The sequence below is a fragment of the Parvibaculum sp. genome (assembly GCF_049671045.1).
GTDB lineage: Bacteria > Pseudomonadota > Alphaproteobacteria > Parvibaculales > Parvibaculaceae > Parvibaculum.
This window is the reverse complement of the sequence record NZ_JBATUH010000047.1, coordinates 1-19,535: the sequence shown is the minus strand read 5'-3', so window position 1 is coordinate 19,535 and position 19,535 is coordinate 1. Positions and strand designations below refer to the sequence as shown.

Sequence of the window (19,535 nt, the reverse complement as noted above, 5' to 3'; positions counted from 1 at the left end):
CGTTGCCGATGGCGAGCATGGCGACCACCGCGCCGACGCCGATGATGACGCCGAGAAGCGTGAGCGCCGTGCGGAAGATGTTGGTCCTGAGCGAGCGGAAGGCCATGCGCACCGCCTCGCCGAAATCACCGCGAAAGAAGGAGCCGGCGCCGGGGCTCGCCGCGATGGAGGGGTGGGAATGTTCCTCGGGTCTTTCGAGCTGGCGGTCCTCGACCACGCGGCCGTCGCTGAGCCTGATGAGGCGCCGGGCATGCTGGGCGACCGTCGCATCATGGGTGATGAGGATGACCGTCCGCCCCTCCTGATTGAGCTGCGCGAGCAATGCCAGAACTTCCGTGCCGCTCTGGCTGTCGAGCGCGCCGGTCGGCTCGTCGGCGAGAATGACAGCGGCGTCGTTCATCAGCGCGCGAGCGATGGACACGCGCTGTTGCTGGCCGCCCGAGAGCTGTGTCGGCCGGTGCTCGCTCCGGTCGCCGAGGCCGAGCCGGCCGAGGAGCGCGCGCGCCCGGGAGACGCGCTCGCCATGGGACTTGCCCGCATAGATGGCCGGCAGCTCCACATTCTCCGTCGCCGTCATGTTCGGAAGGAGATTGTAGCGCTGGAAGATGAAGCCGAACGTGTCGCGCCGTAATGCCGCCAGCTCGTCCGATGAAAGCGTCGCCACATCGACGCCGTTCACGAGATAGGCGCCGCTCGACGGCCGGTCGAGGCAACCGATGATGTTCATGAGCGTCGATTTGCCCGAGCCGGACTGGCCCATGATGGCGACGAACTCGCCCGCCTCGATGGTGAGCAGCACATCGTCGAGTGCGCGCACTTCCGTCTCGCCGGTCCGGTAGACCTTGGCGACGTCCCTGATCTCGATCAGCGGTTTCGATGCGGGCGCGGTCATAGCACGGGCGGCCTTCTGCTGGCGCCGCTGCTGCCGCTGCGCTGCGTGGCCGGCGCTGCCTCGGTGCCGGTGACGACGACATCGCCCACTTCGAGGCCGGACAGCACCTGCGCGGAAATGCGGTTCGCGAGGCCGACCTTCACCTTCCTCGGCTCGAACTTCTTTCCGTTCTGAACGAGGACGCGATATTCGCCGCTGTCGCCGCCTCGCGCGGGCCGGAGCGCCGACACCGGAACCAGAGGCACGTTCTGCGCGCTTCCGAGCACGAAGAACACCTGGGCGGTCATGCTCGTCATCAGCAGCTTGTCGGAATTGTCCACGTCGATGAGCGCGTCATAGAGAATGACGTCATTCACCGTTTCGGGCGTTGGCAGGATCTGGCGCAGCGTCGCGTGCCATTTGTGATCCGGCATTCCGAGCGTGGTGAAGTAGACCGGCATGCCTGGCTTGAGCTTGCCGACATCGGCCTCGGCCACCTGCGCCTTGACCGTCATGGTCGAGAGGTCGGCGATCTGCACGATGACGGGGGCGGACTGCTTGTTGTTCAGCGTCTGGCCCTGCAGCGTTGTCTGCGAAACGATGGTGCCCGACATCGGCGCGTAGATCTTGCAGTAGCCGAGATTGGCCTCGTCGCCCGCCAGCGTCGATTGCGCCATGTCGACCTGCGCCTTGAGCGCGGCGATGGCGGCCTTGAACTGCTTGACCTGCGCGGCGCTCGTATCGGCCACATCCTTGCTGACGGCGTCGATCTTCAGCAGCGCCTGATTGCGCCGGTTCTGGATTTCGGCGAGGGCGAGTTGCGCTTCCTGCCCGGCGATCTGCGCTTCGAGGTCGCGCAGCTTCGCCCTGTCGGCATTGACGGTCGCCTCATAGACGGTCGGGTCGACCTCGGCGAGCAGCTGGCCCTTCTCCACCGTGTCGCCAATATTCACATGGACCGTCTGCAGGACGCCGGAGACCTGCGCGCCGACATCGACATAGTTCTTCGGCTGCAGCGAGCCGAGCGCCGTGACCGTCTGCTCGATGTCGCCCACCGTGACGCCTTCGGTCTTGTATCTGGGCTGGCCGTCGGCGCTGCTCTGGAGGTACCAGAGGCCGAGAAAGGCGAGGACCGCGACGGCGGCCGCTATCGCCCAGCGGCCGCCGGGCGACAGGTTACGATATGAGGCAGGGAGAAGGTTCCAGAGTCTGGTCCTGCTTGCTTCAAGGTTCATGGGGCCGCGTCTCGCTTTCTCGCCGGTCGTTATGCCTCTCAAACGCCGCAGTTCGGAAACTCCGTCGGCCGGTTTGCGAGAGGGCGGGGCGGGGGCGGCGGGCCCGCCCCCTTTTGCGGTTCAGCTCACCCTGACCATGCGCTTGCCGATATTCTCGCCGGCGAGAAGGCCGATGAGCGCCTGCGGCGTGTTTTCAAGGCCGCTCAGAATGTCTTCCCGAACCTTGATCTTGCCTTGCGCGACCCAGCTCTGGAGATCGGCGAGCGCCTGTTCGCGGCGGTCGTTGAAATCGGTGAGGATGAAGCCCTGCATGGTGAGGCGCTTCACCACGATGAGGCCAGGAATGCCGCGCGGCCCATGGGCGGGCGCCGCGCCGTCATATTGCGAGACGGCGCCGCAGCAGGCGATGCGGCCGTAATTGTTCATGCCGAAAAGGCAGGCTTCGAGAATATCGCCGCCGACATTGTCGAAATAGACGTCGATGCCCTTGGGCGCCGCGGCGCGGAGCGCCTTGCCCAGGGCTTCCTTCTTGTAGTTGATGGCATGGTCGAAGCCGAGTTCGCTGACGAGAAGCTGGCATTTCGCGTCGCCGCCCGCGATGCCGATGACCGTGCATCCCTTGAGCTTGGCGATCTGGCCGACGATCGAGCCGACCGAGCCCGCCGCCGCCGAGACGACCACCGTGTCGCCGGCCTTCGGGCGGCCCACATCGAGAAGCCCGTGATAGGCGGTGAGGCCCGCAATGCCATAAACGCTGAGGAGATGGCTCATCGGCTCCATTCGCGGGAGCTTCTGGGCCGACGCAGCGGGAAGGGCCGCATAGTCCTGCCAGCCCGTATCCGCGAAGACGAGATCTCCCGGCTCGAAGCCCGGCGCCTTCGATTCGACGACCTCGGAGATCGAGCCTCCGGCCATGACCGTTCCCGCCTCGACGGCCGAACGATAGGTCGCGCCCTGCATCCAGGCCCGGTTCGCCGCGTCGAGTGAGATGAGCTTCACCCGGACGAGGATCTCGCCTTCCTTCGGGGTCGGAATGCGGGCCTCCGACAGTTTGAAATGCGAGGGCGAGAGTTTGCCCTTCGGAATCTCGGTCAGCAGGATCTGCCTGTTCACGCCCGTGCCCATGTCTTACCTCCGCGCCCCTTGGGGCCTGATGATTGCCATTGGCCCGACCTTATCCGCATTGGAGCGGCCACGCATCTACCCCGGAATCGGGCCGGCCCGGCCGCTGCTATTGTTCGGGAAGCGGCCAAAGGATAGAAACCCGGTAGTTGAAATCAGGAGCGCGCTCCCGGCACCCGCCCCATCGGACACCCTTTTCCCCAGGCAAAATGACCGACAAACTCCGCATCGCGCTGGCCCAGCTCAATCCCACCGTGGGTGACATCGCCGGCAATCTCGGCAAGGCCATCGAGGCAAGGCGCATCGCGGCGCTGGAAGGGGCCGATCTCGTCGTCTTCAGCGAACTCTTCCTCACGGGCTACCCGCCCGAAGACCTCGTGCTGAAGCCCTCCTTTCAGCGCGCGGCAATGGCGGCGGCGACCGACCTTGCCCGGCAGACGGCGGATGGCGGCCCGGCCGTTCTCATCGGCACGCCTTGGGTCGAGGATGGCAGGCTTTACAACGCCGTCCTCTATCTCGATGAAGGCGCGATCAAGGGGCACCGCTTCAAGGTGCATCTGCCGAACTATGGCGTCTTCGACGAGCCGCGCACCTTCGTGCCGGGGCCGATGCCCGGCCCGCTCAACATTCGCGGCGTGCGCATCGGCGTTCCCATCTGCGAGGACATCTGGTCGTCCGACGTCGTTGAGTGTCTTCAGGAGACGGGCGCTGAACTCCTGCTGGTGCCGAACGGCTCGCCCTATGATGCGGGCAAGTTCGATGTCCGCATCGAGCGCGTCGCCGCGCGCATCGGCGAATGCGGTCTGCCGCTCGCCTATGTGAACCAGATGGGCGGGCAGGACGAGCTTGTCTTCGACGGCGCGTCCTTCGTCATCAACACCGACCTTGAGGTCGCGGTTCAGATGCCCGCCTGGGAGGAGCGCATCACCGTCACCGACTGGCGCCGCGCCGGCAATGGCTGGGTGTGCGACGAGGGCGAGAAGGTGGCGGTCGAGGAGGATCTGGAATCGATCTATCTCGCCGTGGTGCAGGGGCTTCGCGACTATGTGCGCAAGAACCGCTTTCCCGGCGTGGTGCTCGGGCTCTCGGGCGGCATCGACTCGGCGCTCGTCGCCGCCATCGCGGCCGACGCGCTCGGACCCGACAAGGTCCATTGCATCATGCTGCCCTATCGCTACACCACGCAGGAGAGCATCAAGGACGCGGCCGACTGCGCGACGCTTCTCGGCGTGCGCTACGACGTGGTGGCGATCGAGGAGCCCGTTCAGAAGTTCACCGAGGCGCTGGCCCCGATCTTCGAGGGCCGTCAGGCCGACACGACCGAGGAAAATCTCCAGTCGCGCGCGCGTGGCGTGATCCTTATGGCGGTGTCGAACAAGATGGGTTCGATGCTGCTCACCACCGGCAACAAGTCGGAAGTGTCGGCGGGCTATGCGACGCTCTATGGCGACATGAATGGCGGTTTCAATCCGATCAAGGACCTTTACAAGCTGAAGGTCTTTGCGCTGGCGCGCTGGCGCAACGAGAACCGGCCGAAGAACTGCCTCGGCCCCGTGGGCCGCGTCATTCCCGAGGACATCATCATGCGTCCGCCCTCGGCCGAACTCCGGCCCGACCAGAAGGACGAGGACTCGCTGCCGCCCTATGCGGAACTCGACGCCATTCTCGAATGTCTCGTCGAGAAGGAAATGGCGATCCGCGATATCGTCGCGCTCGGCCATGACCGCGCGGTGGTGAAGCGCGTTGAACATCTTCTCTATATTTCCGAGTACAAGCGCCGGCAGGCGGCGCCCGGCGTCAAGATCACCTCGCGCAATTTCGGCCGCGATCGCCGCTATCCGATCGTCAACGGGTTCCGCGATGCCGATTGAGATGCAGGCCGCGCTCGCCCATGCCGCCGGCCGTTGGGCGGGCGTGCTGAAACCGGAGTGATGTTCGATGTCTGATCGCGTCATCGTCCGCTTCGCGCCGAGCCCGACCGGCAGGCTCCATGTCGGCAATGTCCGCGCCGCGCTCTTCAACTATCTTTTTGCGAAGAAGGCGGGCGGAAAGTTCATGCTCCGCCTCGATGATACGGACACGGAGCGTTCGACCGAGGAGTTCGCGCGCGCCATCGAAACCGATCTCGCATGGCTCGGGCTTCATCACGACATTTTCGCCAGGCAGTCCGACCGCATCGCGGACTATGAAGCGGCCGCCGAAAGGCTGAAATCATCCGGCCATCTCTATCCCTGCTACGAGACCGCGGAAGAGCTGGACCGCAAGCGCAAGCGCCAGCTCGCGCAGAAGAAGCCGCCCGTTTACGACCGCGCTGCCCTCGCTCTCAGCGAGGAGGAGAAGCGCGCGCTCGAAGCGTCGGGCCGCCGCCCGCATTGGCGCTTCAGGCTCGATGGGGAGCAGACCGCCTTCGACGATCTCATTCAGGGGCACATCGCGATCGACGCGAGGTCGCTTTCCGATCCCGTGCTCATCCGCGAGGATGGCCGCTTTCTCTACACGCTTCCAAGCGTCGTCGACGACATCGACTTCGCGATCAGCCATGTCATTCGCGGCGCCGACCACATCACCAATACGGGCGTGCAGATCCAGATCGCCCGCGCGCTCGGCGCCGTGCCTCCTGCCTATGCGCATTACTCGCTTCTTCAGGGGCCGGAGGGCCGCCCTCTCTCCAAGCGCGAGGACGCTGCCTTTTCGCTCGGAGCGCTGCGCGAGGAGGGCTACGAGCCGATGGCGGTCAATTCGCTGCTCGCGCGTCTCGGCACCTCTGATGCGGTCGAGCCGCGTCTGACGCTTGGCGAGCTTGCGGCCGGCTTCGACATTTCTCACTTCGGCCGCGCCGACATCCGCTTCGACCCGGCCGATCTCGACAAGGTGAACGCCGCGCTCCTTCACATGCTGCCCTATGAGGCGGTGATGGGCCGACTCGCCGCGGCGAAATGCGATCTCGGCCCCGCCTTCTGGGACGCCGTGAAGCCCAATCTCGCCCGCTTCGCCGATGTGGCCGTCTGGGCGCGCGTCGTCGAGGGGCCGGTCGAACCCGTGATCGAGGACGGGGAATTTGCCGCCGAGGCCGCCGCCATGCTGCCGCCCGAGTCCTGGGGGACGGAGACCTGGGGCCTCTGGACGGAGGCGCTGAAGGGTCGGACCGGGCGCAAGGGCAGGTCGCTTTTCATGCCGCTCAGGCTGGCGCTCACCGGGCTCGACCATGGACCGGAGCTGAAAAACCTGCTACCTCTGATCGGCAGAAATCGGGCAGAGGCCCGGCTTCGCGGCCTAACCCTTTGACGGGTTTGAGCTTTTTTGCGGTGAAACGAGACATGAGGACAACCGGAATGAATCCGGTTCTCAGGCAAGCGGCGTCGAATCGCCCGGCCATCATTCGGGGTCTCATTATTAGCGGCTGACATCCGTCTGCCGCCGCCGTACAAGCTCGCTTTAATTCCTTGTGAGATACAACGGTCCGGCCGCGGCAGGCGGGGTCGTCCGCGCTATTCGGAACGGTAGCGATGACCAGAGAGCGCCTATACCTCTTCGATACCACGCTGCGCGACGGCGCGCAGACGCAGGGCGTCGACTTCAATGTCGAGGACAAGCGGCTGATCGCCGGACTGCTCGATGAGCTTGGCATCGACTACATCGAGGGCGGTTATCCCGGCGCCAATCCCACCGACACGTCCTTCTTCGGCGACCGTCCGGTCCTCAAGCGCGCCAAATTCACCGCCTTCGGCATGACGAAGCGCGCCGGCCGCAGCGCGGCGAACGATCCGGGGCTTGCGGCCGTTCTGGAGCCCGACACCGACGCCGTCTGCCTCGTCGCCAAGTCGTGGGACTTTCACGTCGCCGTGGCGCTTGGCATCACGAATGAGGAAAATCTCGAATCGATCGCCGACAGCGTAGGTGCCATCGCCGCGAAGCGCCGCGAGCCGATGATCGATTGCGAACATTTCTTCGATGGCTACAAGGCGAACCCGGCCTATGCGCTCGCCTGTGTGAAGACGGCGCTCGATGCGGGCGCGCGCTGGGCCGTGCTCTGCGACACCAATGGCGGCACGCTGCCGGACGAGGTGGAGCGCATCGTCCGCGAGGTCATCGCGTCGGGCGTGCCGGGCGAGCGGCTCGGCATCCACGCGCATAACGACACGGAGAATGCGGTGGCGAACTCGCTCGCCGCCATCCGCGCAGGTGTCCGCCAGGTGCAGGGCACGCTCAACGGGCTCGGCGAGCGCTGCGGCAACGCCAATATGGTGTCGCTGATCCCGACGCTCCTTCTGAAGAAGGAATATGCCGACCGCTTCGAGATCGGCGTCGGCCGCGACGATCTCAAGCGGCTCACGCATGTCTCGCGCACGCTCGACGAGGTGCTGAACCGCGCGCCGAACCGCTATGCGCCCTATGTGGGCGAGGCGGCCTTTGCCTCCAAGGCGGGCATCCATGTTTCGGCGATCCTCAAGGACCCGAAGACTTATGAGCATGTGCCGCCGGAAAGTGTCGGCAATCAGCGCATCATCGCCGTGTCGGCGCAGGCCGGCCGCTCGAACATCCTCGCCACGCTCGAAGCCGCGGGCATCGAGATTGACCCCAAGGATGCGCGCGTGCAGCGCCTTCTCGATGAGGTGAAGGAGCGCGAGTTTCTGGGCTATTCCTACGATGGCGCGGGCGCCTCGTTCGAGCTGCTCGCGCGGCGCCTTCTCGGCCAGGTGCCGGAATATTTCCTCATCGAATCCTTCCGCGTCCTCGTCGAGCGTCGCTACAACGCGGTGGGCGATCTCGTCACCGTGTCGGAAGCGACGGTGAAGATCAATGTCGATGGCGAGAAGCTGATCTCGGTGGGCGAGGGCAACGGCCCCGTCAATGCGCTCGATCAGGCGCTGCGCAAGGACCTCGGCAAATATTCGCCTTTCATCGACGATCTGCGGCTCGCCGACTTCAAGGTCCGCATCCTGACGAGCGGCACCGAGGCCGTCACCCGCGTGCTCATCGAGAGCATGGACGGCCAGGGCAATCGCTGGTTCACGGTCGGCGTATCGCCGAACATCGTGGATGCGTCCTTCCAGGCGCTGCTCGATTCCATCACCTACAAGCTGCTCCGCGACGGCGCGCCCGCGCCCGAGAGGCCCAAGTCGAAATCCGCACGGAAGACCGAAATTCGCGTCTGACCGCACGGAGCGCGTGTCCCGCAGGCGGTTCCTGCGGGCCGGCTTGGCGGGAGGAGCGAACGGAACTCTGCATCATGTCCGAGATTGCGCAGACCGAGAACGATGCCCGGCGCGAGGTGACGCTGGGCGTTCTCGCGACCGGCGCGGGCTATGTGATCTGGGGGCTCTCCGTCATCTTCTACAAGCAGCTCGAGCATGTGGTGCCGTTTGAAATCCTCGCGCACCGCACGCTCTGGAGCGTGGGCCTCATCGCGCTCCTGATCTTCGGCTTGCGCCGGAGCGCGCATTTCGCGGAACTGCTGCGCGACCGGCGCAAGCTCGCGACGCTCGCCATGACGGGTTTCATTCTCGGCTCGAACTGGTTTCTCTTCATCTGGGCCGTGAATTCCGGCCGCATCCTCGAAACGAGCCTCGGCTATTTCATCAATCCGCTGATGAGCGTTCTCGCAGGCGTCGTGCTTCTCGGCGAGCGGCTGACGCGCCCACAAATCGTCGCCATGGCGCTTGCGACGCTCGGCGTCATCTACTTCACCTTCTCGCTCGGTTTCCTGCCGTGGATCTCGATCTATCTCGCTGTGAGTTTCGCGGGCTATGGCTATCTGCGGAAGATCACCCGCGTCGAGGCGCTGGCCGGGCTCTTCATCGAGGTGCTGGCGCTGGCGCCCATTGCCGCCGCCTATCTCTTCTACGTTTCCGCGCATGGCGGATCGGGCTTCGGCAATGGCGACTGGCTCACCGATCTTCTGCTGGCGGCGACGGGGCCCATGACGACCGTGCCTCTGCTGCTCTTCACCTTCGGCGCGCAGCGCATCCGCCTGACGACGCTCGGCCTGCTGCAATATCTCGTGCCGACCATGTCCTTCGCGATCGCCGTCTGGCTTTATGACGAACCTCTCGGGCAGGGACAGATGGTGACCTTCGCCTTGATCTGGGCGGGGCTTGCGATCTTCAGCGCCGATACGTGGCGGCGCGAGCGCGAATTGCGCCGCGTGGGCGCCGTGGCCTGATCCAACACTCAGGGTTCGATCGGCGTCATCCATTCGGCGGTGATACCGGCTGGGTATTCGAAGCCGAGGCCGGGTGCGAGCCATCCCTTCGGCGAAACGATGGGGAGCTTGCGGCCGCAGAAATATCCGCCCCACCATGAAAGCGTGCTGTTCGAGACGATGCCGCCGTCGCAAAGCGTCATGAGCCCGAAATCCTCATAGACACTGGCGCCATGGAAAACATGTATGCCGGGAAACTGCGGCGAGACGGACGCGATCTCGTCGCTGAGGAGAATGAATTGCGTGTCCGGCGCCGCATTGCGGATGAGAGAGACGCCACGCCGGAAATAGTCGAGATCGAGCAGCGGCGATCGGCCGAATATGCGCCAGCTCTTGTAGTCGCCGCGCCTGACATGGACGAAGGCGCGGGGGCCTGGCGGCAAGGCAGCCATGAAGGTGCGCGGCCTCGCAAGATGCGGCTCCGCGAGGCGGAAGGTCGCGTGGCTCGCATAGGCAGCGCTCTGGAAATATCCCTTGTCGATATAGACGAGCGGGTCGAAGAGGCCCTGTCGCCGCTCGACCTTGTCGCCCGCGAGGCGATAGGCCTCTCCCGCCGCCTCGAAGCGTTGCTTCCTTTGCCGGTAGCCGGTAACGAGGTGAAGGTTCACGGCAGCGCGGCCGAGCAGGCGCAACAGCCTCTTGAAGTGACGCCGGGCGCGCGTGTTGCGGATGTTCGTAAGCCGGTAGCGATCCCAGACAAAGCCTGCGAGCAGGTCTTCCATGCCGAGGGTCAGGAGCCGGTCGCCTTCCTTGAGCACGCTGTCGAGAAACGCAGCCTGAAAGAGCTGGTTGCCCAGGCGTCCATCCGCGGTGAAGAGGGCAGCCCTGCCGGGTCGCATCGAGGTCATAGGGCCGCCTCGATGCGCGGCAGAATATCTTCCACCTTGTCGACCACGGCATAGATGCCGCGAATGTTCGAGCGCGCGAAGCCCGACTTGATGATGTGGTCGAAAAGTTCGACCAGCGGGTCCCAGAAGCCGTTGAGATTGGCGAGGATGATCGGCCGGGTATGGCGGCCGAGTTGCGCCCAGGTCAGCATCTCCACAACTTCCTCCAGCGTGCCGATGCCGCCAGGCAGCGCGACGAAAGCATCCGAGCGCTCGAACATGACCCGCTTGCGGCTGTGCATGCTGTCGGTGACGATGAGTTCGCTCACAGTGCCGAGCTGCACCTCGACCTTGGTGAGGAATTCGGGGATGACGCCGGTCACCCGCCCGCCATCGGCGAGGACGGCCTTGGCGACGGCGCCCATGATGCCGATGCTCGCGCCGCCATAGACAAGCTCGACGCCCTGCCTGGCGAGAATGCTGCCGAACGCGGCCGCCGCCTCCAGAAGCGCCGGGTCGTTGCCGGCGCTCGATCCGCAATAGACGCAGACGCTTGCGAGCTTGCCGGTGGAACGCCCGGCCGGGGGAAGAGAGGGCTTCACAGTGGTGCCTTATTTGCAGGGTAGGGGCTAATCTTGCGGTCGCGCCGGTAAAACGTCCCGGCACGGTACGAAATTTACCATGCCTTTTTTCGCGCGATGCGAAAAGGGCTCGGCTGATCAGGGAAGGGGCTGAGGTCGATGCGTAATACCGGATTGGTGGGGGCGGCCATTGCCGTCGTGCTGGCGCTTCTCGTCGGGGGATACTTCTATTTCTTTCACAAGGGCGGGGAAACACCTCCCGCGCCTGTGGAGCAGACCGAGCAGACCCGGCCGGAGACGGGCGCCGCCGTCGAGGACAAGGCCGTTCCGACATTCGACATCGTTCGCGTCGAGCGCGATGGCTCGACCGTCGTGGCCGGCCGCGCGCTGCCCGGCGCCGAAGTCGAGATCAAGGCGAATGGCGCGGTGGTTGGCACCGCGACGGCCGATGCCAATGGCGAGTGGGTCGCCGTTCTCGACAAGCCGCTTCAGCCCGGCGACATCGTCATCACGCTCACGGCCCGGAACCCCGACGACTCCACGCGTGACAGCGTCCAGTCCGTGGCCGTCAATGTGCCCGAGCAGAAGGACAAGCCCGCGCTCGTCGTCATGTCGGAACCGGGTAAGGCGAGCCGCGTCCTGCAGGGCCCCGGCGTTCCCTCCGATGCGGGCAATCTCGTCCTCGAAGCCGTCGACTATGACGAGCGCGGCAATCTCATCATCTCCGGCAAGGCGGATCCCGGCGCCTCGATCCGCGTCTATATTGGCGGCAAGCCGGTGGGCGATGCGGTGGCCAATGCGCAGGGCCATTGGGAGCTGAGGCCGTCGGCCACGATCGAGCCCGGACAATATGCGCTTCGCATCGACCAGATCGATCAGGCGGGCAAGGTCGTCGCCCGCGTCGAGCTGCCCTTCGAGCGCGGCGAGCCGGGCAAGGTTCTGGAGGCGCTCAGTAAGGGCCAGGTCGTCATTCAGCCCGGCAACAATCTGTGGAACATCGCTCGCGATCTCTACGGCTCGGGTTTCCGCTACACGGTGATCTACGAGGCCAACAAGGAGCAGATCCGCGATCCGGACCTCATCTATCCAGGCCAGGTTTTCACCACGCCGACGAGGTGAGGGAGCCTCCCGCGGGCTTGCCTTAATCGCCGAAGGTCCTATTTAAAGGGTATCCATCAGGACGCCCCGTCCCGGCAACATGGCCGGGGCGGGGCGTCTCATTGGCGGCCGGACAGCATGGGGCCGCCCGCATCCAGCTCCGGGAACCTCGAGGATGAGGCATCTGAAATCATCGGCCGGCGAAGGCGGGGCCCATCCCGTGACCGGCGGAGCTGCGCCTGCGACGCATCGCCAATGGGAGACGCTCCGCACCTTTCTTCCCTATCTGTGGCCCGTGGGCAGGGTCGATCTCAAGGCGCGCGTCATCATCGCCATGGTGCTGCTGATCGCCTCCAAGGTGGTCACGGTCTACGTGCCTTTCCTCTACCGCGACGCGACGAACCTGCTCTCGCCGAAATCGGCGGCGGGCGCCGTCATCGCCGTGCCGGTCATGCTGATCATCGCCTATGGCGTCGGCCGCATCCTCATGGTGCTGCTCGGCCAGATACGCGACGGCGTTTTCGCCAAGGTGAGCCAGAACGCGGTGCGCGCCCTCGCGCTCAAGACCTTCCGCCATCTTCACGCGCTCTCGCTGCGCTTTCATCTGGAGCGGCGCACGGGCGGGCTCTCGCGCGTCATCGAGCGCGGCACGAAGGCGATCGACCTTCTGCTGCGCTTCTCGCTCTTCAACATCATTCCGACGATCATCGAGCTTGCGCTCGTCGCCGTGATCTTCACCTGGGCGTTCAACATCTGGTTCACGCTCGTCACGGCCATCACGATCCTCGTCTATATCGCCTTCACATTTTCGGTCACGGAGTGGCGCACACGCTTTCATCGCCAGATGAACACGCTCGACACGGAGGCCAACACCAAGGCGATCGACAGCCTCCTCAATTTCGAGACGGTCAAATATTTCGGCAATGAGGAGCATGAGGCACGCCGCTTCGACCGCTCGATGGAGGGCTATGAGCGCGCCGCGGTGAAGACCACGACCTCGCTCTCGATCCTGAATGCCGGACAGACGGCGATCTTCACCACCGGCCTCACCATCCTCATGCTCATGGCGGGGCAGGGCGTTGCGGACGGCACCATGACCATCGGCGATTTCGTCATGGTCAACGCCTATCTCATCCAGCTTTACCAGCCGCTCAACCTGCTCGGCACGGTCTATCGCGAAATCCGTCAGGCGCTGATCGACATGGAGACGATGTTCGATCTCCTGGAGGTCCCGGGCGAGGTGCGCGATGCGCCGGATGCGCGCCCGCTCGGCGTGCGGGGAGGCGAGATCGTCTTCGAGAACGTCTCCTTCGCCTATGACAAGGATCGCGGCATTCTCGACAATGTCTCTTTCCGTGTGCCGGCCGGGCGAACGCTCGCCATCGTCGGGCCTTCAGGCGCCGGAAAGTCCACCATCTCGCGCATCCTGTTCCGCTTCTACGACATCGCCGCCGGGCGCGTGCTGGTCGACGGGCAGGACATTCGCGAGGTGACGCAGGCCTCGCTTCGCGCCGCTGTCGGCATGGTTCCGCAGGACACGGTGCTCTTCAACGACACAATCCGCTACAACATCCGCTATGGCCGGCCGGATGCGACGGATGCCGATGTCGCGGCCGCCGCCGAGCAGGCCCAGATCGCCGCCTTCATCGCGCGGCTGCCCAAGGGCTACGACACGGCGGTCGGCGAGCGCGGCCTCAAGCTTTCGGGCGGCGAGAAGCAGCGTGTCGCCATCGCCCGGACGATCCTCAAGAATCCTCCGATCCTCATTCTCGACGAGGCGACCTCCGCGCTCGACACGCATACGGAGAAGGAAATCCAGGCGGCGCTGAAGCGCGTTTCGCAGGACCGCACGACGCTCATCATCGCCCATCGTCTTTCGACCGTCATCGACGCCGACGAGATCATCGTCCTCGATCACGGGCGGATCGCGGAGCGCGGCCGCCACGAGGAACTGCTTGCGCTGGGTGGCAGATACGCCGCCATGTGGAACAGGCAGCGCGAGGCCGACGCCGCCCGCGAAAAGCTCAAGGAGACGCTGGAGGACGCCTCTCCGGCCGAGCGGGCCTCCGGCTCCTTCGAGATGGCCGGAAAGGGCTGAGCCCGCGCCCGCACCCCGCGGCAAGCCAGCTTTCCCCCGAATTCCAGAAAAATTCATGACGGTTTTCCGTTCGGAAGGGCGTCATGCTAGAAAGCTCGGCGGTTCCATCGTTTCCGTAAGACGGCGGAACTTACTAGACTGGCGACTTCCCAACGCGATCCGAGACCGGAAAAGGACATATGGACAGCCTGACCTCGATACTGGTGCCGATTCACCGCGAAGGCCACCGCTTCGTCATCATCTTCGCGGCGATCACGGTCGTGCTCTTCCTGATCTGGCAGCCGCTTGGCTGGATCGGGGTCGTGCTGACAATCTGGTGCCTCTATTTCTTCCGCGATCCCGACCGGGTGACGCCGACGCGCGAAGGGCTCGTCATCAGCCCGGCCGACGGCGTCGTGAACATGATTACCGAAGCCTCGCCCCCGCCGGAGCTTGGCCTTGGCGACATGCGCCGCACGCGCGTCAGCATTTTCATGAACGTCTTCAACTGCCATGTGAACCGCTCGCCTATCAGCGGCAAGGTGAAGCGCGTCGCCTATCGTCCCGGCCAATTCCTCAATGCGAGCCTCGACAAGGCCAGCGACGACAATGAGCGCAACTCGCTCGTCATCGAGCGGGCGGACGGCCAGCAGATCGTCGTGGTGCAGATCGCGGGCCTCGTTGCCCGGCGCATCGTCTGCGACGCGACGGAGGGCCGCGAGCTTCGCGCGGGCGAGCGCTATGGCATCATCCGTTTCGGCAGCCGTCTCGACGTCTATCTGCCCGAGGGCGCCGTGCCGCTCGTCGCGGTGGGGCAGACGGCGATTTCCGGCGAAACCGTGCTTGCGGATTCCATTTCCGTGGAGCCGCATCACAAGTAACGAGGCGTTAAAGGACAAAAGCCCATGGCAAATGTTCCGCCCTTCGGCTCGCGGCCCGATGGCCGCCGGACGATCCGCGAGCGACGCGCGCGCCCCTTCGGGCCCGTGCATGTCCGCACGCTGGTGCCGAACGCGCTGACGGTGCTCGCGCTTTGCGCGGGGCTCACCGCCATTCGCTTCGCGCTTGAAGGGCGCTTCGAGGCGTCGGTCGTTGCCATCATCGTCGCGTCGGTCTTCGATGGCCTCGATGGCCGCGTCGCGCGTCTGCTGCATGGCTCCACGCGCTTCGGCGCCGAACTCGATTCGCTGACGGATTTCGTCAATTTCGGCGTGGCGCCGGTGATCGTTCTCTATGTCTGGTCGCTGAATGCGATCGGCGGCATCGGCTGGATTGCGGTGCTGGGCTACGCAGTCTGCTGCGCGCTGCGCCTCGCGCGCTTCAACGTGGCGCTTGAGGACCCCGACAAACCGGTCTGGACCGGCAATTATTTCGTTGGCGTGCCGGCGCCGGCCGGAGCCCTGATCGTCATGCTGCCGCTCTATCTCACCTTCATCGACGTTCCGGGCATCAAGGCGCTGCCCATCGTCGTCGCGCTGCATTGCTTCTTCGTGGCGTTTCTGATGGTGAGCCGCATCCCCACCTTCTCCGGCAAGAGAATGGGCATCCGCATCAAGCGTGAAATGGTCCTCCCGATCCTCCTGCTCGTCGGATTATCGGCGGCCGTGATTCTCAATTATCCGTGGATTGCGTTTTCGGGCATTGCGCTTGGCTATCTCGCCTTGATCCCGGTCAGTGTTTCGCGCTATCGCAAGCATCTCGCGCGCACATCGTCCGCCTGGTCGCCGGAGAACGACGATCTGCCGATCGGCTGAAGGGCAGGCTGCCGTCGTTCTGGTCCGGCGATTGGTGCAGGAAGGCTCAGCCGCGATCCGCCGATTGCGGGCGATGGGTGCCTTCGTTGGATGTGCCCCGGTCGACCCGGACACGGCGAAGCGTGCCGGAAGCATCGAAAATGGGCTCGATGCGCCGCGGCTTGGACATGGCCGCGGGTTGGTCGGGCATCTGGATTTCCGGTGTTGGTCTTTTGTGCTTCAAGGCCGGCCTCCCGATTACTCGATCGTCATGGAATCGCTCAATGCGCGCTTGGGTGCCCGGCGCATCAGTGCATGTATGTGGAGGAGTTTCAGTCGTCCGCTTTCCAGTGCACGGCTGCGCGCGAGCCAGAGGTTTCCCTCTTTCATCAACATGCCCGCTCTTTCGGGCGAAAGTTGGGCACTTTGCAGATGCGCGAGCAGTTGCCGCCATCCGGCCTGAATGAGTGGCACATATGACGCAGTCAGGTCGTCGCAAACCTTGATCTCGTAGCGAAGCTCCTGCAGCAGTTCGGCGTAATCCTCGCGCGTGGCAGGGGCGGGCTTGCGCGGTTCGGCCGCGCGCCAGTTCGCCAGCGTTTCATCCTTGTGCAGCCGATCGGCGAGCACGAAATCGGTGAGAACGAGCGAGCCGCCATCGGCGAGCGCGCGCGACGCCGAAACGAGAAACGCCTTGCGGTCGGCAAAGCAGTAGAGCGCCTCGCGCGCGATGATCGCGGCGTATCGCCCCTCGGGCAGCCTTTCGGCCTCGGGGTCTCCGAATCGGATCGGCGCTTCCTCGCTCATGCCGAGATGATCGGACGCATGAGCGCCAGCCGCCGCGAAAAGCGGATCGCGCTCGATCCCCTCGACCGTGACCTTGCGGGCGAGCGCGATGGCGCGCATGGCGCCTCCGAGCCCCGGCGATACGTCGAGGCAGGGGCGGTCGGCGGGAAAATTCACGTTCCTGACGAGGCCGAGCGTAAATTCGGCGCCGCCTGGCAGGTTGAACCCTTCGCCCCAGAGCATCTGGTTGATATCCACCAGTTCGGGCTGTGGAACGTCGGCGTCTGCCGCGGCCTCGGGCTCTGCGCCTTCCGCGCCCGGCTTCGCTTCGCGCCGGACATGCTGGGCGCCGCTCTGCTTCTTGCTACCCTTGGCCCTTGCCGCATCGAGAAGGGGAAGGTCCTCGACCCCGACGCCTTCCCACCAGGCGCGCAGGCGCAGCTTGAGTTGCGGCAGGAGAGGCTGTTTTGCCGTTTTGGCGCCGGCCGTCTTCGCCGCCTTCACGGTCTTGGCCGGTTTGGCGGGCAGTGCGGGCTTCGCGGCTTTTGCCGGCCTGGAGGGCGCTGCCGCGAGTTCCTCATCATCCGGCGAGCGCTTTTCCGGATGTTCGATCAGATATTGCTCGAGCGCCTGACGATGATGATTGCTGAGGCGGCGCATCCTGCGGAAGCGAGCAATCGCTTCGCCGGACATCGCCTCGAGCGACGCGGTGAAGACCTGAACGGACATCGCTTCGAGCTCGGCAGTGCCGACGGTCGCCAGATTGATGGTTGGATTTCCGCTCATGGGCCTTCTGCCGTATTCGCGCCTTTCATCCTGGAAGACGGGTAGGAGGAAAACAGCGCGAACGGCGCATGGACACCGGCACACGGACAGGCTTCCCCCACGCTCATTGTTCGCAGCACTGTCTTAACGCCGGGTTTCCATAAAATTCCGCTTTCCTCCGCTCGCTGCCTGTCGTGTGAATTGTCACAAGGTGGGACATGGCTCTAGAGTGTGCGCGCTTGTCCGCTACGTGCCGGGGCGCCTCGTCCCGCGCGGGCGGAAGCCGGGGGTGGGGGCACGGGGGCAAACGTCATCAATGGTGATTCTCTATCGCGTGGTGTTTGGGGCGCCGCGAACAGTCATGGCCTTGTGCCTTCTTCTCTGCCTCCTCGCGGTGTCGGGACTGCCCCGGCTGACGCTTTCTTCCGATACGCGCGTCTTCTTCGACCCGAAGGCCGAAGAACTTGCCGAATTCCAGAAATTCGAGCGGAAATACGGTCAGAACAACAATGTCCTCATGGTTGTCTGGGCCGGAGGCAAGAAGATCACGGACCCGGCGGCGCTCGCCGCCATCGGCGATCTGACGAAGCAGGCATGGAAGCTGCCCCATTCGACGCGCGTCGAATCCCTCACCAACTTTCCCCATGTCACGTCCGATGCGGATAGTTTCGCCGTCAACGAACTGGTCCCCGACCCGTTCAACGCGACGCCGGAGGAAGGCGCGAAGGTCGAGAGCATCGCGCTCGCCGATCCGCTGGTGCGCAACCGGCTGATCGCCGCCGACGGCAAGGCGGCGGGCGTCATCATAGATTTCAACCTTCCCGCCGAGGCGTCGCGCGAGGTGCGCGAGATCATCGCCTCCACCCGCGCGCTTGCCGCCTCCATCGAGACCGCGCATCCGGGCATCGAGGTCAAGACCACCGGCAATGTGATCCTGATGGGCACCTTCTCGGAGGCATCCGTCAGCGACGCGACCTTCCTTATTCCGGTGAGCCTCGTCGTCACCGGCCTCGTGATGCTGTTCTTCGTGCGCTCGATCAAGCCGAGCCTGGCCATTCTGACCTTGCTCGCGCTTTCGGCGGCCTCGGCCATGGGCGTTGCGGGCTGGCTCGGCTTCGTCATCAACCCGGCGAGCATCGCCGCACCCATCATCATCATGACGGTCAACATGGCCGCCGCCGTCCGCATCGTGACCACGGCCATGCAATCGCTCGATCAGGGCATGAGCAAGGACGAGGCGCTCAGGGACACGCTGCGCGTCCATATCAAGCCCGTCAGCCTCATCGCGCTGACAGGGTCGATCGGCTTCCTGTCGATGAACTTCGCCGAGGCGCCGCCCTTCCGCGATCTCGGCAACACGGTCACCATGGGCATCGGCATCGCCTATGTCTTTACCTTCACATGGCTGCCTGCCTTCCTGTCGCTGATGAACCTCAAGCCCGCCCGCAGCCAGTCGGAACGGGCCATGATCGCGCTCGGCCGCTTCGTGAACCGCTACTATCTGGGGCTGTTCGTCTTCTGCGGCATCGTCGTGGTCGCATCGAGCTTCTGGCTCCAGAAGATCACGCTCGACGACGACTTCACGCATTATTTCGACAACCGCTTCGAATATCGCCGCGCCTCGGATTTCGCGGAGGCGCATCTGACCGGGCTCAATCTGGTCGAGTTCGATGTCGGGGCAGGGCGCGACAGCGGCGTCTATGATCCCGCCTATCAGCGCAAGCTCTCCGACTTCGTCGCCTGGATACGCACCCAGCCGCATGTCGTCAGCGTACTGTCCGTCCCCGACATCACCCGGCGCATCAACCAGCAGATCAATGCGGGCAAGCCCGGCGATCACGACACCATTCCCGACAGCGCCGACGCGATCGCGCAATATTTCCTGCTCTATGAGCTTTCGCTGCCTTATGGCGCCTCGCTCAACGATCAGATCAACGTCTCGCGCTCATCGAGCCGCGTCACAGTCATTCTCTCGCATGTGAAATCGAGCGATATCCGCGATTTCAACGAGGCCGCGCAGGGCTGGCTCGCCGCCAATGCGCCACCTGCCATGCAGGCGAAGGGCGAGAGCATCAACGTGCTCTTCTCGCATGTCTCGTGGCTCAACATCCGTTCGATGATCGCCGGCACCATCATGACGATGTTCGGCATCGGCATCGTCATCGCGCTGGCGCTGCGAAGCGTCACCTACGGCCTTCTCAGCATATTGATGAACGTGCTGCCCAGCATTCTGGGTTT

The 19,535-nt window shown here is 64.6% G+C and carries 16 protein-coding genes; 9 read left to right on the top strand and 7 right to left on the bottom strand.

The genetic code is table 11. The features are described 5' to 3' along the window. From WBG82_RS06180 to WBG82_RS06170, 3 genes are all read right to left on the bottom strand, one after another. Positions 1-892: ATP-binding cassette domain-containing protein (locus tag WBG82_RS06180; RefSeq protein WP_424422692.1), on the bottom strand; the 892-nt coding region annotated here is incomplete at its 3' end. Further along, positions 889-2,106, bottom strand: a complete 1,218-nt coding sequence (locus tag WBG82_RS06175) for an efflux RND transporter periplasmic adaptor subunit (protein WP_424422689.1) — start codon at positions 2,104-2,106, stop codon at positions 889-891. The genes WBG82_RS06175 and WBG82_RS06180, both read right to left, overlap by 4 nt. A 120-nt stretch (positions 2,107-2,226) precedes the next feature. Beyond that, a complete protein-coding gene (locus tag WBG82_RS06170) occupies positions 2,227-3,231 on the bottom strand; it encodes an NADP-dependent oxidoreductase (RefSeq protein ID WP_424422686.1) in 1,005 nt (334 codons plus the stop codon). A gap of 206 nt (positions 3,232-3,437) precedes the next feature. Between WBG82_RS06170 and WBG82_RS06165 the strand changes: the two genes are divergently transcribed. The 4 genes from WBG82_RS06165 (at position 3,438) to rarD (ending at position 9,391) form a co-directional block, all read left to right on the top strand. After that, positions 3,438-5,099, top strand: coding sequence for an NAD+ synthase (locus WBG82_RS06165; RefSeq protein WP_424422684.1), 1,662 nt, complete (start codon positions 3,438-3,440; stop codon positions 5,097-5,099). Positions 5,100-5,166: 67 nt separating this feature from the next. After that, positions 5,167-6,513 carry a glutamate--tRNA ligase gene (gene gltX / locus WBG82_RS06160; protein ID WP_424422681.1) on the top strand — a complete coding sequence of 449 codons (1,347 nt, stop codon included), beginning with the start codon at positions 5,167-5,169 and terminating at the stop codon, positions 6,511-6,513. 221 nt (positions 6,514-6,734) lie between these two features. Next, entirely contained in the window at positions 6,735-8,384 is a 1,650-nt protein-coding gene (gene cimA / locus WBG82_RS06155) for a citramalate synthase (RefSeq protein WP_424422678.1), read from the top strand. Between the two features lie 74 nt (positions 8,385-8,458). Beyond that, positions 8,459-9,391, top strand: a complete 933-nt coding sequence (gene rarD, locus WBG82_RS06150; RefSeq protein WP_424422676.1) for an EamA family transporter RarD — start codon at positions 8,459-8,461, stop codon at positions 9,389-9,391. Between the two features lie 8 nt (positions 9,392-9,399). On the opposite strand, the gene WBG82_RS06145 is transcribed toward rarD, so the two are convergent. Beyond that, a complete protein-coding gene (locus tag WBG82_RS06145; protein WP_424422673.1) occupies positions 9,400-10,278 on the bottom strand; it encodes an alpha-1,2-fucosyltransferase in 879 nt (292 codons plus the stop codon). Further along, complete coding sequence (locus WBG82_RS06140) at positions 10,275-10,859, bottom strand: TIGR00730 family Rossman fold protein (protein WP_424422670.1); 585 nt, start codon at positions 10,857-10,859, stop codon at positions 10,275-10,277. The genes WBG82_RS06145 and WBG82_RS06140 overlap by 4 nt, the downstream gene beginning before the upstream one ends. A 138-nt stretch (positions 10,860-10,997) precedes the next feature. Here WBG82_RS06140 and WBG82_RS06135 point away from each other — a divergent pair, with 138 nt between their 5' ends. From WBG82_RS06135 to pssA, 4 genes are all read left to right on the top strand, one after another. Further along, entirely contained in the window at positions 10,998-11,957 is a 960-nt protein-coding gene (locus WBG82_RS06135; RefSeq protein ID WP_424422667.1) for an Ig-like domain-containing protein, read from the top strand. 154 nt (positions 11,958-12,111) lie between these two features. After that, on the top strand, positions 12,112-14,034 hold the full coding sequence (locus WBG82_RS06130; RefSeq protein WP_424422665.1) for an ABCB family ABC transporter ATP-binding protein/permease: 1,923 nt from the start codon (positions 12,112-12,114) through the stop codon (positions 14,032-14,034). A gap of 179 nt (positions 14,035-14,213) precedes the next feature. After that, positions 14,214-14,894, top strand: coding sequence for a phosphatidylserine decarboxylase (locus WBG82_RS06125; protein ID WP_424422663.1), 681 nt, complete (start codon positions 14,214-14,216; stop codon positions 14,892-14,894). A gap of 24 nt (positions 14,895-14,918) precedes the next feature. Then, entirely contained in the window at positions 14,919-15,767 is an 849-nt protein-coding gene (gene pssA, locus WBG82_RS06120; RefSeq protein ID WP_424422661.1) for a CDP-diacylglycerol--serine O-phosphatidyltransferase, read from the top strand. A gap of 46 nt (positions 15,768-15,813) precedes the next feature. Here pssA and WBG82_RS06115 read toward each other — a convergent pair whose 3' ends face one another. Beyond that, positions 15,814-15,957 (bottom strand): hypothetical protein, encoded by a 144-nt coding sequence (locus WBG82_RS06115; protein ID WP_424422658.1) that lies wholly within the window; start codon positions 15,955-15,957, stop codon positions 15,814-15,816. Positions 15,958-16,004: 47 nt separating this feature from the next. Continuing rightward, positions 16,005-17,318 carry a methyltransferase domain-containing protein gene (locus WBG82_RS06110; protein WP_424422656.1) on the bottom strand — a complete coding sequence of 438 codons (1,314 nt, stop codon included), beginning with the start codon at positions 17,316-17,318 and terminating at the stop codon, positions 16,005-16,007. A gap of 295 nt (positions 17,319-17,613) precedes the next feature. On the opposite strand from WBG82_RS06110, the gene WBG82_RS06105 reads away from it, so the two are divergent. After that, positions 17,614-19,535: efflux RND transporter permease subunit (locus tag WBG82_RS06105; protein WP_424422653.1), on the top strand; the 1,922-nt coding region annotated here is incomplete at its 3' end.

Bases quoted from the DNA above. Each gene is read 5' to 3' on its own strand.
- WBG82_RS06165 (WP_424422684.1), top strand. From the start codon at position 3,438: ATGACCGACAAACTCCGCATCGCGCTGGCCCAGCTCAATCCCACCGTG.
- WBG82_RS06145 (WP_424422673.1), bottom strand. From the start codon at position 10,278: ATGACCTCGATGCGACCCGGCAGGGCTGCCCTCTTCACCGCGGATGGA.
- cimA (WP_424422678.1), top strand. From the start codon at position 6,735: ATGACCAGAGAGCGCCTATACCTCTTCGATACCACGCTGCGCGACGGC.
- WBG82_RS06175 (WP_424422689.1), bottom strand. From the start codon at position 2,106: ATGAACCTTGAAGCAAGCAGGACCAGACTCTGGAACCTTCTCCCTGCC.
- WBG82_RS06125 (WP_424422663.1), top strand. From the start codon at position 14,214: ATGGACAGCCTGACCTCGATACTGGTGCCGATTCACCGCGAAGGCCAC.
- rarD (WP_424422676.1), top strand. From the start codon at position 8,459: ATGTCCGAGATTGCGCAGACCGAGAACGATGCCCGGCGCGAGGTGACG.
- WBG82_RS06170 (WP_424422686.1), bottom strand. From the start codon at position 3,231: ATGGGCACGGGCGTGAACAGGCAGATCCTGCTGACCGAGATTCCGAAG.
- WBG82_RS06135 (WP_424422667.1), top strand. From the start codon at position 10,998: ATGCGTAATACCGGATTGGTGGGGGCGGCCATTGCCGTCGTGCTGGCG.
- WBG82_RS06115 (WP_424422658.1), bottom strand. From the start codon at position 15,957: ATGCCCGACCAACCCGCGGCCATGTCCAAGCCGCGGCGCATCGAGCCC.
- gltX (WP_424422681.1), top strand. From the start codon at position 5,167: ATGTCTGATCGCGTCATCGTCCGCTTCGCGCCGAGCCCGACCGGCAGG.
- WBG82_RS06130 (WP_424422665.1), top strand. From the start codon at position 12,112: ATGAGGCATCTGAAATCATCGGCCGGCGAAGGCGGGGCCCATCCCGTG.
- pssA (WP_424422661.1), top strand. From the start codon at position 14,919: ATGGCAAATGTTCCGCCCTTCGGCTCGCGGCCCGATGGCCGCCGGACG.
- WBG82_RS06110 (WP_424422656.1), bottom strand. From the start codon at position 17,318: ATGAGCGGAAATCCAACCATCAATCTGGCGACCGTCGGCACTGCCGAG.